General features: G+C 62.4%; 12 protein-coding genes. 8 read left to right on the top strand and 4 right to left on the bottom strand.

The window, feature by feature from the left end:
• The first annotated feature begins 65 nt into the window (after nt 1-65).
• Nucleotides 66-716, top strand: coding sequence for a hypothetical protein (locus tag RAE04_RS01335; RefSeq protein ID WP_049377625.1), 651 nt, complete (start codon nt 66-68; stop codon nt 714-716).
• On the opposite strand, the gene RAE04_RS01330 is transcribed toward RAE04_RS01335, so the two are convergent.
• A complete protein-coding gene (locus tag RAE04_RS01330) occupies nt 717-1,658 on the bottom strand; it encodes a hypothetical protein (RefSeq protein WP_317026159.1) in 942 nt (313 codons plus the stop codon).
• Between the two features lie 41 nt (nt 1,659-1,699).
• Between RAE04_RS01330 and lspA the strand changes: the two genes are divergently transcribed.
• Genes lspA through RAE04_RS01305 form a run of 5 tightly spaced genes read left to right on the top strand, consistent with a single transcriptional unit; the run spans nt 1,700 to nt 5,052 of the window.
• The gene (lspA, locus tag RAE04_RS01325; RefSeq protein ID WP_049377622.1) at nt 1,700-2,191 is read left to right on the top strand and encodes a signal peptidase II; all 492 of its coding nucleotides are present in this window, start codon (nt 1,700-1,702) and stop codon (nt 2,189-2,191) included.
• Nucleotides 2,184-3,110: an RluA family pseudouridine synthase gene (locus RAE04_RS01320; protein WP_317026158.1), complete on the top strand. Its 927-nt coding sequence runs from the start codon at nt 2,184-2,186 to the stop codon at nt 3,108-3,110. Before lspA ends, RAE04_RS01320 begins: the two co-directional genes overlap by 8 nt.
• The gene (locus RAE04_RS01315) at nt 3,107-3,643 is read left to right on the top strand and encodes a hypothetical protein (protein WP_317026157.1); all 537 of its coding nucleotides are present in this window, start codon (nt 3,107-3,109) and stop codon (nt 3,641-3,643) included. The genes RAE04_RS01320 and RAE04_RS01315 overlap by 4 nt, the downstream gene beginning before the upstream one ends.
• Nucleotides 3,644-3,703: 60 nt before the next feature.
• Nucleotides 3,704-4,729 carry an HNH endonuclease signature motif containing protein gene (locus tag RAE04_RS01310; protein ID WP_317026156.1) on the top strand — a complete coding sequence of 342 codons (1,026 nt, stop codon included), beginning with the start codon at nt 3,704-3,706 and terminating at the stop codon, nt 4,727-4,729.
• 53 nt (nt 4,730-4,782) lie between these two features.
• On the top strand, nt 4,783-5,052 hold the full coding sequence (locus RAE04_RS01305) for a permease (protein ID WP_317026155.1): 270 nt from the start codon (nt 4,783-4,785) through the stop codon (nt 5,050-5,052).
• Here the strand turns inward: RAE04_RS01305 and rarD are convergent.
• A complete protein-coding gene (gene rarD, locus RAE04_RS01300) occupies nt 5,039-5,908 on the bottom strand; it encodes an EamA family transporter RarD (RefSeq protein ID WP_317026154.1) in 870 nt (289 codons plus the stop codon). The genes RAE04_RS01305 and rarD overlap by 14 nt on opposite strands.
• A 27-nt stretch (nt 5,909-5,935) precedes the next feature.
• Between rarD and dnaE the strand changes: the two genes are divergently transcribed.
• A complete protein-coding gene (dnaE, locus tag RAE04_RS01295) occupies nt 5,936-9,508 on the top strand; it encodes a DNA polymerase III subunit alpha (RefSeq protein ID WP_317026153.1) in 3,573 nt (1,190 codons plus the stop codon).
• Nucleotides 9,509-9,580: 72 nt separating this feature from the next.
• Nucleotides 9,581-10,771 (top strand): cobalamin-independent methionine synthase II family protein, encoded by a 1,191-nt coding sequence (locus tag RAE04_RS01290; protein ID WP_317026152.1) that lies wholly within the window; start codon nt 9,581-9,583, stop codon nt 10,769-10,771.
• Nucleotides 10,772-10,821: 50 nt separating this feature from the next.
• Here RAE04_RS01290 and RAE04_RS01285 read toward each other — a convergent pair whose 3' ends face one another.
• Together RAE04_RS01285 and RAE04_RS01280 are read right to left on the bottom strand one after the other, a co-directional pair.
• Nucleotides 10,822-11,307 carry a hypothetical protein gene (locus RAE04_RS01285; protein WP_317026151.1) on the bottom strand — a complete coding sequence of 162 codons (486 nt, stop codon included), beginning with the start codon at nt 11,305-11,307 and terminating at the stop codon, nt 10,822-10,824.
• 62 nt (nt 11,308-11,369) lie between these two features.
• On the bottom strand, nt 11,370-13,235 hold the full coding sequence (locus tag RAE04_RS01280; RefSeq protein ID WP_317026150.1) for a choice-of-anchor I family protein: 1,866 nt from the start codon (nt 13,233-13,235) through the stop codon (nt 11,370-11,372).
• Nucleotides 13,236-13,238: the final 3 nt, after the last annotated feature.

Raw genomic sequence — 13,238 nt, 5'->3', positions numbered from 1 at the left:
CCCGGAAAAAGCTGGTGCAGCTGTAAACTGATGGGAGTTTAGAACCCAGACGTGAGGAGTTAGAAGTGAAATTCCGCAAGTTTAGCGCCGCGTGCCTCGCACTGACCGCGGCCACCGCCCTGGCCGCCTGCTCTTCCGACGATGAGCAGGACGATACCGCCGCCACCAACACCGAGGCGCAGGAATCCGCCTCTTCCGACGGCGATTCCGCCGCCCCGGCGCTGCCGTCCCCGGCGGATCTCAACGCCATCTTGGCCAAGGCCACTGATCCGAACGCCTCTGAGCAGGAAAAGACCGCCACCGTGCAGGGCGGCGAGACCGCACCGGAAATCTTTGACACCATGGCACAGTCCAAGCAGGAATCCGGTGCCGAGTTCGAGGTCGTCGATCCTGTGCTTCCGGGCTATGACCCACAGTCCGTGCTGACCACCGTGAACTTCACCACCGCTGACGGCCAGCAGCAGACCGCTGACCAGGTGGAGTTCGTGTACGAAGATGGCACCTGGAAGCTCTCCAAGGCGTGGGCTTGCACGCTCATCCAAAACACCGTGCCGCCGGAACAGGTTCCGGAGATGTGTGCAGATACCGGCGCCGGTGCCTCCGCACCCGCCCCGGCACCGGCCGAGGGCGACGCTGCCCCGGCTGAAGGCGATGCCCCGGCTGCCGGCGCCGAGCAGGCGCCAGCTGAGGCCCCTGTGGAAGCCCCGGCCGAGTAACTAGGAAAAGTTCAGCTCCGTCAGGCTCGACTGCACCACGCGCAGCTCCGAGCCGGCGGCGCCATAAATGACCTTCGTATCGAAAGACACGTCACCGCCCACAGGCAGTGGCTTGCTCAGGTCTACCGTGATGTTGCCCTTGGACTGGGTGCTGGAGTCCACTACCTTGAGCTCCTTGTCCTCCAACTCTGTACCCTGGGCCTGGCCTTCAAAGGACAGCGCGCCTAGCGACGGCCGCTGTTCTACCTCCACGTTGAGCTTGACCTGGTCGCCCTCGATGGAAGCGACCGTATAGCGCGTGGTCTGCAGCAGGGTGGACTCGCCGGTAACGCGCGAATCCACCGTCCAGCTCGCTCCTTTGCCTACCTCCTCGGTGGGGAAAACCACGGGTAGCGCCGTCAGCTTCATAATCGCCTGTTCGACAGAGCCACGGGCTTCATCCGTGGCGTCCTTGGGTGCGGCCAAGCGCAAGGAATTCATCTGGCCTGTATTTTGGCCGCGCCAGCCAAATTGAAATCCCTCGGCCGAGGAGATGTCGGTTTCCCCAGACGTTTCCGGGGCACCGGCCGTGACAAAGGCATTGCGGGTGGCCGGCAGCTGATCTTCAACGTCCTCGCTAGCCTTATCTACCTTGGCCGATAGCGGCAGGGTAGTGGTGGTGGATTCGACGTCGGAGGCCTGAAACTTCTTGGCCGCGGACTTTTTGAGCAGGTCCTGCGAAAAACCTTCGGTAACGCGGTAGTTCACGTCCTGCGTGGAGTCAATATCGCGGTATTCCAGGAGCTTCTTCTCCCCGGTGCCGGGATTGTCCACGGTGACGCGTGGGGCGTCGATAGTCAGGCCCACGGGCTGTTCTACCGCGGGTCCCGGCTTTTCATAGGAACACGCCGTAAGCGCTACGGCGGCTGTGGTCAGGGCTGCAAAAACTTTGACTCGAAACACGCTTACCAAAATACCGGACGCTCCCGTTTAGAATAGAGCGGGTGAGTCAAAAACGAAGGAGCAAGACAGGACTTATCGCCGCGGTTGTCATCGCCGTGGCGCTGGTGGACCAAGCCGTGAAACAAATAATGCTCTCCATCCTTACGGAGGGCGAGCCCCTGGCGGTTATTGGGGATTGGTTCCGGTTTACCCTGCTTTTTAACCCTGGCGCCGCCTTTTCCATGGGCGGGGAGGGATCGACGTGGCTTTTTACCACCATCCAGCTGGTCTTTGTGCTCGGCGTGGCCATTGCCGCCCCGCGCATTACCCACTCCGGCCAGGCGGTGGGCCTAGCGCTCATTGCCGGTGGCGCGCTGGGTAATTTCGCCGACCGCATCTTCCGCGCCCCTGGCTTCTGGTTCGGGCACGTGGTGGACTATATTTCGGTCGGCTCTTTCGCCGTGTTCAATATCGCGGACGCGGCCATTACCTGCGGCGTGGTGATCTTCATCATCGCCATGGTGCTGGAGGAAAGGAAGGCCGAGCATGAATAGGCAGATGCGCAGCTTCCCCATTCCTGAAGGCCTAGAAGGCATGCGTGCCGACGCCGCCCTGGCCAAGCTCCTTGGCCTTTCCCGCAGCGCCACCGCGCAGTTGTGCGCCGAGGGCAGTGTAACCATCGATTCCCAGGAGCTGAGCAAGTCCGAGCGGTTGACCTCCGGCAACGTGGTTTCGGTGCTTTTGCCGGAGCCAGAAAAGCCGTTGCTGCCGCGCGAAGAGCTGGTCGAGGGCATGGACGTGCTCTACAGCGATGCCGATATCATCTGCGTGCATAAGCCGGTGGGCGTGGCCGCGCACCCCAGCGTGGGCTGGGACGGGCCGACGGTGATCGGCGGGCTGCGCGCGGCCGGCTATACCGTGGCTTCGTCTGGGCCGACCGAGCGCCAAGGCATCGTGCACCGCCTCGATGTGGGTACGTCTGGCGTGATGGTCGTGGCTTCCTCGGAGCGCGCTTATTCCGCGCTCAAGCATGCCTTTAAGTACCGCAGCGTAAAAAAGACCTACCACGCTGTGGTACAGGGCCTGCCGGATCCTATCGAGGGCACCGTCGATGCGCCCATCGGCCGCCACCCCAAGTCGGGCTGGAAATTCGCCGTGCTTGACGACGGCAAAGCGGCCGTCACCCATTACAGCCTCATCGAGGCCTTCCGTGAGGCCAGCCTCATCGAAGTGCACCTAGAGACCGGCCGTACCCACCAGATCCGCGTGCACATGTCCGCCACCGGCCACCCGTGCGTGGGCGATCCGATGTACGGCTCGGATCCGAACCTGGCTAAGCGCCTTAGGCTCGAGCGCCAGTGGCTGCACGCGGTAAAACTCGGCTTTACTCATCCTGGCACCGGCAAGTGGTTCGAGATTGCGGCGCCGTACCCGGCAGATCTCGAGCACGCCTTGGAGGTTTTGCGGGGATGAGGAAGGTCTACCGGCGGCGTCGGCTAGCGGCCTTGGCGGTGCTTGCGGTGCTTTTCCTTGCCGCCCTTGCGCTCTTCGGTGCCTTGGGGACCCAGGCTTCTTCGCAGGTGCAAGGCGATCAGCTCGGCCCGGATGGCGAATCGCGAGCGGAGTATATTGCGCGCGTGTCCGGCAGCGACATTCCGAACGCCACTGCCTACGCCCTTGTCACCTTCGACGAGGATCTGCCGCCCGTAGCCGCCGCGGCCGCCGTTGCCGCAGCCCCGCGCATGGACGCTATCCTTATCGGCTCCACCGCCCCCATCGACGTCCCCGAACCGACCGCCGGCGAAGACCGCGCCGCCGTTATCCAGTGCGCTTTCGACCGCATCGGTGCCTCCTATGGGCAGCGTCCCACCGCGGTGAGCGCGGCCGTGGTGTGGGGGTCGGGCGCCCAGCTTGCCGACGTCGCCTCCACCCCCTCCGTCGCCGCCGTCGAGCCCGCACCTGCGGACGCCGCCTGGGGCAGCTTCGCCATCCGCCCTCCCAGCTAATATCGCCCTCCTGGGCCCTGTGGCGCGCGGTGGCCGCCCAGCGCTTTTAGCATCTAGGGCATGGAACACATTCGGGCCTATATTGCGGCACTCAACTCGGCGATGGATATCCTCGCCGAGGCAGCCGATGCCTCCGCCGCGGACCTTAACGCCGCCGGCATGCCCGATGCCGAAGCAGAATCCATTGCGCAGCTAGCACAGGTCTATTTCGGGCCCACGCGCTTTCGCCGCCGCCAACGACGTGCGGTAGATGGGGCCCGCCGCAACCGGCATTCGCTGCCGACGCTTGAGGTCATCGAAAAGCATGCCGGGCGCGCGCCCACCCAAGCCCGCGCCTGGGCTTTGCGCGCCGAACTCACCCATATCGCGTGCGATACGCGGGAGATGGAAAGGCGTGCCCGCAAGAAGCTGCGTGAGATGCGCGCGCCGCGCGAACCCAAGCCGGGGGTGCGGTTGCGGCGCCGCGCTGCCGGAAAGCCGTGGACGCTAGCTATCACCGGCCCTTCCGCGCTGATTGCAGAACTCCACCAGCATGCCGGCTCGCTTGCCGACGTCGCCTCTTTATTCCGCACCGGCGCCTCTACCTCTAGCGTGCGCACTAATGTTGTGGTGCCACTAGATAAGTTGCTCGGCGTGGCCCATGGCAGTGATGATGTGGTGCTGACCATGACCAACGGCGCGCAGATAACCGGTGCCGAATTGGCCCAGCGCGCGCTCGCCGAGGAGGGATTTGTCACCTTGCTCCACCCCGTAGAGGGCCCAGTGAACCTGTACCGCATGCGCCGTGGGGCCACCTGGAAGCAGTTCATGATGGCTGCGGCGGAAAATCCCACTTGTCCGGTCAAGGGATGCAATAAGCCCGCTGATGAGTGCCAGGTCCACCACATCTTCAGCTGGGCTGGCGGAGGATGGACCAATGCGAAAAACCTCACCACCGCCTGTGCCTATCACAATGGCCGCAATGATGACCATCGCACCGGCCCGCCGCGCAATGGCCGCTTCGAGCGCACCTCCCGCGGGGTGCGCTGGGTCAACCCCTGGGATCCGCCCCCACCCGACCTCGTAGAAACCGGGCCCACCACGTGATTTTCGCGGCGTCACTGAGGCGTCGCGCGTTGTGGCGATCCTAAGCTAGGACCATGGCCTCAAAACAGCCCTATTCGCAGTGGATGCCCAATTACAAGTTTGCTTATCTAGCCGCGTGGGTCGCGGTGGTGGTATCCGGCATCGCGCTTTTTATCGGTCTTTTCACCGGCGACACCTCGATGACGCTGGTGTTTTCCGGGATCGTATGTGCCTATGGCATTTTTCTCGTTGTGGTAATGCCGCGCTGGGCGCTGCGGGCGGAAGAGGAAAAGGCGGCGCGTCGCCGCGCCCGCGCCGCCCGCGAGGAACTCAAGCGCTCTTAGCCATGCGCACCAAGTCGGCGACGTAAATCGCAACGGCCACGCCGATGATGCCGAAGCCGATCCAGCGGTGGGTCGAAAAAAGCTCGTGGGTGACGAAAAGCGCCCACAGCATCTGCATGATGGGGGTGAGGTATTGGAGCATTCCGATCGTCGATAAGCGCAGCGTCCGTGCGCCCTCCGCAAAGCAGAGAAGCGGCAGCGCGGTAATCAAGCCGGCGCTGACCAAAAGCAGCGCGTGGCCGACGCTCTCGCTGGCGAAAGTGCCCTGGCCGCTTGTTTCTAGCCACAGGATGTAGCCCACCGCCAGCGGCGACATCACGAGGGCTTCTGCTGCGACTGAGACGGCCGAGGACACCCGAACCTGCTTTTTGAGCAGCCCATAAAAGCCGAAGCTGAACGCCAATAGCAGCGAAATATACGGCGCCTGGCCGGTAAAGAACGTCAAATACAGCACCGCGATGGCCGCAACGCCCACCGCTCCGGACTGCCACGGCCGCAGTCGTTCCTTCAAAAACACCATGCCAAGGGCGACCGACACCAGGGGATTGATGAAATATCCTAGCGCCGCATCGGCCACGTGGTTGCTATTAATCGCCAACACGTAGGTACCCCAATTGACCGTGATGAATACACCCGCGGCCGCAAGCCAACCCCACGTGCGCTTGTCCATGCGCGCCATTTCGCGCCACCGACCGCCGAGGAATAAAAATCCCGTAACCAACACCGCGGTCCACAACACGCGATGAGCCAAGATTTCCAGCGGCGATGCTGGCAGCAGCAGAGGGAAGAACGCGGGGAAAAATCCCCACATGATGTAGGCGGCGAGCGTGTAGAGCATCACAAAATAATAGCCCATTTTGACCGCCCCGCTATGATGAGCCGCATGGCCAAAAACTCCTCCTTCGTCCACCTGCACAACCACACCGAGTTTTCCATGCTGGACGGCATGGCCAAGGTCGATATGCTGGCAGACGAGGTGGTCCGCCAAGAAATGCCGGCCGTCGGCATGACCGACCACGGCAATATGTATGGATCTGATGCTTTCTACCGGCGCATGACCGGCGCCGGCGTCAAACCCATCATCGGCATCGAGGCGTATATGGCGCCCGAATCCCGCTTCAATAAGAAGCGTGTGCTGTGGGGTACGCCGGATCAAAAGCGCGACGACGTCTCCGCGTCCGGCGCCTACCTCCACCAAACAATGATTGCGGAGAATGCGACCGGCCTGCGCAACCTTTTTACCTTGTCTTCGCTGGCTTCTTACGAGGGCCAGTTGGGCAAGTGGCCGCGCATGGATGCCGAGCTTATTGCCGAGCATGCCGACGGCATCATCGCCACCACCGGTTGCCCCTCTGGCGACGTCCAGACCCGCCTGCGCCTCGGCCAGTTCAACGAGGCGCTGGAAGCCGCGGCCATGTGGCAGGACATCTATGGCAAGGACAACTTCTTCTTGGAGTTGATGGACCATGGGCTGGACATCGAAAAGCGCACGCGCGATGGGCTACTAGAGATCGGCCGGAAGCTGGACCTGCCGCCTCTGGTGACCAATGACTGCCACTACGTGTTGGAGTCCCAGGCGCCGGCGCACGAGGCGATGCTGTGCGTGCAGACCGGCAAGACGTTCATGGACCCAGACCGCTTCAAGTTCGGCGGCACCGGCTATTACATTAAATCGGCCGCGCAGATGCGCGAGACCTGGGACGATATGATTCCAGACGGCTGCGATAACACCCTGTGGATTGCCGAGCGCGTACAAGACTACGGCGAGATCTGGGAAGAACACACCCACGATCGCATGCCTATTGCCGACGTCCCCGAGGGCCACACCCCAACTTCCTGGCTCACCCATGAGGTGATGGAGGGCCTGCAAGCGCGCTTCCCCGGCCAGGATGTTCCGGAGGAATATATCGAGCGCGCCAAGTATGAGATCTCCGTTATTGAGATGAAGGGCTACCCGTCCTACTTCCTCATCGTGGCCGAGCTCATTAAGCATGCACGCTCCGTGGGCATTCGTGTGGGGCCGGGCCGTGGTTCGGCGGCCGGCGCGCTCGTCGCCTACGCGCTGACCATTACCAATATCGACCCGCTGGAGCACGATCTCCTCTTCGAGCGATTCTTGAACCCTGAGCGCCCGTCCGCACCCGATATCGATATCGACTTCGATGACCGCCGTCGCGGCGAAATGATTACCTATGCGGCCGAGCGCTGGGGTGAAGACAAGGTGGCGCAGGTGATTACCTTCGGCACGGTGAAGACCAAGCAGGCCATTAAGGACTCGGCCAAGGTGCACTTTGGTCAGCCCGGATTCCAGATGGCCGACCGCATTAATGGCGCGCTGCCGCCGGCGATCATGGCCAAGGACATTCCGCTTAAGGGCATCACGGACCCGGACCACGAGCGCTACTCCGAGGCCGCAGAGGTCCGCCAGATGGTGGAATCCGACCCGGATGTGAAGAAGATTTATGACACGGCGCGGGGTTTGGAGGGCGTCGTCAGGCAGGCGGGCGTGCACGCCTGTGCGGTGATTATGGCTTCGGTCCGGCTTATGGACCACATTCCTATGTGGAAGCGCCCGGCCGACGGCGCTTATATCACCGGCTGGGATTACCCGGCGTGCGAGGCCATTGGCCTGCTGAAAATGGACTTTCTGGGCCTGCGCAACCTCACCGTTATCGGCGATGCGATTGAAAACATCAAGCGCAACCGCGGCGAAGAAGTCCACCTAGAGCAGCTGCATGCCGACGACCCCAAGGTCTCCAAGGTCTATGATCTGCTCTCGCGCGGCGATACGCTGGGCGTCTTCCAGCTCGACTCCGGCGGCATGCAGGAGCTGCTCAAGCGCATGAAGCCGACCGGCTTTAAGGATATTGTGGCCTCCCTTGCGCTCTACCGCCCGGGCCCGATGGGTGTGAACGCCCACTGGGACTACGCGGACCGTAAGAACGGCCGGAAAGAAATCACCCCGATTCACCCGGAGTTGGAAGAGCCGCTCAAGGAAATCCTGGATGAGACCTACGGTCTCATCGTCTACCAGGAGCAGATCATGCGTATCTCGCAGAAGGTCGCCAACTACACGGCCGGCGAGGCAGATGGCTTCCGTAAGGCAATGGGTAAGAAGAAGCCCGAAGTGCTGGCCCAGCAGTACGACAAGTTCTGGGGCGGCATGCAAGAAAATGGCTACTCCAAGTCCGCCATGGATGCGCTCTGGGGCACCATCGAGCCCTTCGCGTCCTACGCGTTTAACAAGTCCCACGCCGCGGGCTACGGCTTGGTGTCCTTCTGGACCGCCTACCTCAAAGCCTACTATGCACCGGAATACATGGCCGCGCTGTTGACCTCGGTGGGCGATAAGAAGGATAAGTCCGCCATCTACCTTTCGGACTGCCGCCACTTGGGCATTAAGGTGCTGCCGCCGTCCGTCAACGAGTCCGAAGAGGACTTCCAGGCGGTGGGAGAGGATATCCGCTTCGGCATGGGCGCTATCCGCAACGTGGGCTCGGAAGTGGTGGAATCCATCATCAAATCCCGCCACGACAAGGGCGCGTTTACCTCGTTTAGTGATTACCTGGACAAGATCGAGCTCGCCGCCTGCACTAAGCGCGTGACAGAAGCGCTGATTAAGGCCGGCGCCTTCGATGACTTGAACCACCCGCGCAAGGGCCTCATGCTCATCCACGAGGACGCGGTGGATGCGGTGCAAACCACCAAAAAGGCCGCAGACAAGGGCCAGTTCGACCTCTTTGCCGGAATTGGCGGGGGAGAGGACGACGCGGCTTCCAACGCCTTTGCCTTGGACATTCCGGAAGACAACTGGGATCGCAAACACGAACTTGCCCTCGAGCGCGAGATGCTGGGCCTATATGTTTCCGGCCACCCTCTCGATGGCTTCGAGGAGGCGCTGGCCGCGCAGACGGATACCCCGCTGACCAAGATCCTCAACGACGAGGTGCATAACGGCCAAGAGCTCATCATCGGCGGCATCATTTCGGGCGTGGACCGTCGCTTTTCCAAGCGCGATGGCTCGCCGTGGGCCATTGTCACGGTGGAAGACCACAACGGCGCGCAGGTGGAAATCCTGGTATTCAACAAGGTGTACTCGCTCGTCGCCCCGCAGATTGTCGAGGACAATATCATCCTCGCGCGAGTGAACGTCAAGGTGCGCGATGAGCGCCGCTCGCTGTTCTGCTCCGATATCCGCGTGCCGGAGCTGGGCCCTGGCGGTGGCGCCGGCCTGCCGCTGCGCCTGACCATGCGCACGGATCAGTGCACCATGGAAAACATTGCCCGCCTCAAGCAGGTCCTGCTCAAAAACCAGGGCGAGTCGGATGTCTACCTCGAGCTTGTCGATGGCTCCGAGTCCACCACCATGATCCTCGGCGACCACCTGCGTGTGGAGCGATCCGGAAACCTCATGGGCGACCTCAAGGCCACCATGGGCGCGGGCATATTAGGCTGAATTTAAATTCGGCGGCGGCAGGCGCTCTCCACTAATCTAGACAGCACAGTCTATATTGATGGAGGAAACCTGATGGTTAACAAGATTCGCACCACCCACGTCGGCTCACTGCCGCGCACCCCGGAGCTGCTGGAAGCCAACCTGCAGCGCGAGGAGCTGCCAGCCGCGGAGTTTCAGGGGATTTTGGAGGCTGCGGTGGCGGACGTCGTCAAGCGGCAGCTCGATCTCGGACTCGATATCATTAACGAGGGCGAGTACGGCCATATCACCTCTGGCGCGGTGGATTATGGCGCGTGGTGGAATTATTCGTTTAGCCGCCTGGGCGGGCTGACGATGACGGATACCGACCGCTGGGAATCGGCCGAGGTGGTGCGCTCCAAGCCGGGTGAGCCGCGGCTGACGTCGTTTATTGATCGCCGCGACCGCGCGCTGTTCTCGGAGGCCTATAATGATCCGGATTCTGGCATCTTCACCGGCCGCGCCAAGGTGGCGAACCCAGAGTTCACCGGACCGGTAACCTACATCGGCCAGGACGAGGTCGCCGCCGATGTGCGCTTGCTTGCCGACGCCCTCCCAGCCGGCACCCCCGGCTTCATCGCCGCCCTTTCGCCCGGCTCGGCCGCACGCCTGACCAACCGCTACTACGACGATGAGCATGAGCTGCTTGCCGACGTCGGCCGCGCCATGCGCACCGAATACCAGGCCATTACCGATGCTGGGCTTACTGTGCAATTCGACGCGCCCGACCTGGCCGAGGCTTGGGACCAAATCAACCCGGAGCCGTCCGTGGAGGACTTCCGCGGTTTTATCCGCGAGCGCATCGACGTACTCAATGATTCCATCGCCGGCCTGCCCAAGGAACAAACGCGCCTGCATATCTGCTGGGGCTCCTGGCACGGACCGCACGTTACCGACGTGCCCTTTGCGGACATCGTCGAGGAAATCCTGCGTGCCGAGGTCGGAGGATTCTCCTTCGAGGCCGCTTCGCCGCGCCACGCGCATGAGTGGCGCGTGTGGCAGGACCACGCATTGCCGGAGGGCACCGTGATTTACCCGGGCGTGGTCTCTCACTCCACCAACGCGGTAGAGCATCCGCGCCTCGTGGCCGATCGCATCATTCAATTCGCTGAGGTGGTCGGCCCGGAAAACGTCATCGCGTCGACCGACTGCGGCCTCGGCGGCCGCCTGCACCCCCAGATTGCGTGGGCGAAGCTGCAATCCTTGGTAGAAGGCGCTGATATCGCTACCCGCGAACTCTTCTAAAAACGCCTAAAGCCGCTCCGAAACTCCGGAGCGGCTAAATAATTCAGTGCTTAGAAGCGCACGCCCAGCTGCTTGAGGGCATTCTTCATCGGCTCCAGCACAGCCGGGTTCACCGTGGCAACCATGTTGAAAGCTTGCAGCAGCGCAGCGACGAGGCTGGCGGCTACGGTCACCCAGCTCATGACCTCGAGGAACTTTTCTGGGGTGGAAGAGCCCCAAATAGGCAGACGCTCAAGTGCCTCGATCTGGCGCTGTTCCGCCTCCTTGGCTACGCAGTCCGGCTCCTTGGGCATTCCAGAAGAGCCGTAGCCGTTAGCCAGGCCCTGCATGAGCTCCTGCGGGGTGCGGGCGGAAGAGCCGAGCTCGCCGTTCTCGATCTTCTTGAGGTGTTCTTCCTTCGCCTTATCGACCTCGGCCTGGCATTCAGCCGAGATGTGCTTCGGCTGCTCTTCAGCGGCAGAAGCGGTTGCTGGTGCGACAAGGCCCGCTGCCACGGCGGTGGCGGCGACGAGCGAAGTGCTGAGAGGGTTGCGCATGGTTCTCCTTTAGAGTGAGAGGTATTAGCCTCAAATAATTTAGCAGGTAAATCCCAGAAGATCTATGGCAAAAGCTTGCGCACCTGTGCCGGCAACAGCGCATAGAACTCGTCGACTGTCTTCGGTAGGAAGCCCAGCGCCCCGCCGATCAGGGCACCAAGACCTACCAAACCGGCCACGATGCCCACACCGGCGGCGACGCTGCTGCCACTGCTGCCGCTGCTGGAACCAGTGGAACCCGCGGACGTGGAGGGGGAGTCGGTGTTATCGGAGGCGTCGGCAAGCAGGTCCTTGACGGAGAACACGGTGGTGGTGCCGGATACCTCGTTGCCGGAGATGAGGAGTGCGTCATCGGTAGGGGAATCTGCGGCGGGAACGAAGGCTAGGCCCTCTGGTCCGAGGTCGCCGGCCTGGGTGGTGGCAGCAACATCGTCCTCGTCGTAGCCAACGGAGAAATCGCGATTGTTGACGTAGGTGACAAACTTTGCCTCGGCAGGGGTGGTTACGTCGTAGACAAAGATGCCGCCCACGCGCTCTGCGCCGATGAAGGCGTAGGTGCGATCGCCAACCTTGCCGATGGTCAAGGCTTCCGGCTCTGGTCCCTTATTATCGGAGCGGTCATCGAAATCCGGATCCTCGTTATCGGCGTTGAAGTTGAGGCCGGGCATATCCTTGGTGACGTTCTCGAAGTCCGCACCGGAGTCGAAGACGACGTTGCCCTCGGCGTCGTAGATGCTAAAGGAGCGCGAGCCATAGGAATACAGGCCGTCGAAGCAGTCCTTTTCTTCGTTCCAGCCAGAAGCGTTGGTGAGCTTGAGGTTGCCGGCGACCTTCTTGTCCTCGATGCCCTCGGGAAGCTCGAGGTCATCACAGACCTTGCCGTCCTTTACCAGGTCCTTGAGCTTTACTTCATCGGTATAGCCTCCCCACTCGCGAGCATCGCCCTCGTTGGCGGTGGCGAAATAAGTCTGGCCTCCTGCCTCGAAGGCACCGATGGAGTCCGGCATGGACAGGCCCTTGACCGGAATGGTGCGCAGCTCCGCGGCGTGATCCTTATTGGACGGATCCATCGGCACCTGGGAGTGGTCTGCGATATGAGCGGGGATGACCTTTTCTACGGTGGCAGACTCGATATCGATGACCGCGATCGCGTTGTTTTCCTGCAGCGTGGCATAGGCCTTGCCGCCCGCGGAGGAGATGTATTCCGGCTCGAAGTCCCGCGAGGGCAGGTTATGGTGCGCGGAGGGGCCGAAAACGCGGATTGAAGGGTCAAGGTCGGCGGTGTCAAAGGCGGTGAAGTCGGCCGTGTGGACGTCGCCAAGCGCGGGCGCCGCGACGTCCGCGGGCAGGCTGATGACAGAAATGGAGCCCTCTGGGTCCTTGAGGTAGGCGGTGCCCTCGGCGTTGAGGGCGTCGGAAGGCTCGCCCTCGTTGGCTACCAGCGCGTGGCGGCCGTCGGCGGTGAGGTGCACGTTATCGGGTAGGGCGCCTACGCCTACGCGCCCAAGCTCCTCGCCGGTTTCGGCATTGAAGAACAGCGCTTCGCCGTTGTCGGTTTTGTCCGCCTGCTGTACCGCGGCGACGGCCAGGCCATCGGGGCGCACGGCCACGGAGTTGATTTCCTTGTCCCCGCCGGCGGAGATGGCGCCGATCTTGCGCGGCTGGGCGGGATCGAAGGCGTCAAGGATATCGACCTCACCGGAGCGCGCATTGACGGTGAGGATGCGCTGGGACGCAGCGTGGTAGGCGACGATTTCGGCGGCGGATTTGCCTAGCACGCCGGATTCATAGGAACCGATGGGGGTCAGCTGCAGTGCGGCGTTGGGGGCGGAGTGTTCCAGCACGTTATCCACGATGTGGGCGTGGGCGGCTGGGGCGCAGGCCAGGACGAGGGAGGAGGTAACGCAGAGAGAGATGCGCTTGAGCATAGA

It is taken from the genome of Corynebacterium sp. CTNIH16, from assembly GCF_032821655.1.
GTDB classification, from domain to species: Bacteria; Actinomycetota; Actinomycetes; order Mycobacteriales; family Mycobacteriaceae; genus Corynebacterium; species Corynebacterium marquesiae.
This window is presented reverse-complemented; position numbering and strand designations above follow the sequence as displayed.

Excerpts from the sequence above, each read along its gene's own strand:
- RAE04_RS01320 (WP_317026158.1), top strand. The coding sequence starts at position 2,184 with ATGAATAGGCAGATGCGCAGCTTCCCCATTCCTGAAGGCCTAGAAGGC.
- RAE04_RS01315 (WP_317026157.1), top strand. The coding sequence starts at position 3,107 with ATGAGGAAGGTCTACCGGCGGCGTCGGCTAGCGGCCTTGGCGGTGCTT.
- RAE04_RS01310 (WP_317026156.1), top strand. The coding sequence starts at position 3,704 with ATGGAACACATTCGGGCCTATATTGCGGCACTCAACTCGGCGATGGAT.
- RAE04_RS01305 (WP_317026155.1), top strand. The coding sequence starts at position 4,783 with ATGGCCTCAAAACAGCCCTATTCGCAGTGGATGCCCAATTACAAGTTT.
- rarD (WP_317026154.1), bottom strand. The coding sequence starts at position 5,908 with ATGGGCTATTATTTTGTGATGCTCTACACGCTCGCCGCCTACATCATG.
- dnaE (WP_317026153.1), top strand. The coding sequence starts at position 5,936 with ATGGCCAAAAACTCCTCCTTCGTCCACCTGCACAACCACACCGAGTTT.
- RAE04_RS01290 (WP_317026152.1), top strand. The coding sequence starts at position 9,581 with ATGGTTAACAAGATTCGCACCACCCACGTCGGCTCACTGCCGCGCACC.
- RAE04_RS01285 (WP_317026151.1), bottom strand. The coding sequence starts at position 11,307 with ATGCGCAACCCTCTCAGCACTTCGCTCGTCGCCGCCACCGCCGTGGCA.
- RAE04_RS01280 (WP_317026150.1), bottom strand. The coding sequence starts at position 13,235 with ATGCTCAAGCGCATCTCTCTCTGCGTTACCTCCTCCCTCGTCCTGGCC.